Origin of the sequence: Rhodobacter sp. TJ_12, from assembly GCF_020023995.1 — a bacterium.
GTDB lineage: Bacteria > Pseudomonadota > Alphaproteobacteria > Rhodobacterales > Rhodobacteraceae > Rhodobacter.
Window position 1 is genome coordinate 1 of record NZ_NRRD01000074.1, and the last position, 585, is coordinate 585.

Below are 585 nucleotides of genomic sequence, written 5' to 3' on the forward strand. Positions count from 1 at the left end.
TGTGGGTCCTTGCGTGTTAAGCAGGGTGTGCAGTTTCTCACTGATAATAAACATCCGGACTGTTACGTCCCGGGTAGGTGTTACCAGTTTCTGCCGGAACGAGTGAAAGGCGGTCCGGAAAGCGTCCGGTTCAGTACTCACATTTCTGAAAATATTGATGTACAGCAAGTAACATTCCGTAAGCGTCATTCCCCGGGTGAGGAGCACACTCATGACCCCGTTCGTCAGTGCGTAAATATCCCGCGCACAGTTTTCATCCAGAGGGTGCTCTGTAAACAGCTCCTGTTCAAGCATCTCAAGAGCCTCAGTGATATAACTGGCCTCGGTGATATCCGCCAGTTGTACGCAGAGGCTACAGATAAGACGAGGACGCTTTTCCACCGGGCTGCGAGTGGGGTCAACCAGCAGATCTCTGTCCAGAAGACTCACCAGTTGAGCGGGGATGTCCTCAAATGCCTCTCTCCTGAGAACTTGATCGGTCTCGAGTAACTCGAGCAGTTCTGTGGCCACCCGGAGTCTTTTTTTATCGGCACTGAAACGATCTTCCATTTCGTAAAGAAACAGCAGTTCGCGGATTGTGTTGAG

The 585-nt window shown here is 51.1% G+C and carries 1 protein-coding gene; it reads right to left on the bottom strand.

Annotated features, from left to right (window positions below):
* A partial coding sequence (locus tag CKO11_RS17235; RefSeq protein WP_223641541.1) for a hypothetical protein occupies positions 1-585 on the bottom strand: 585 nt, incomplete at both ends.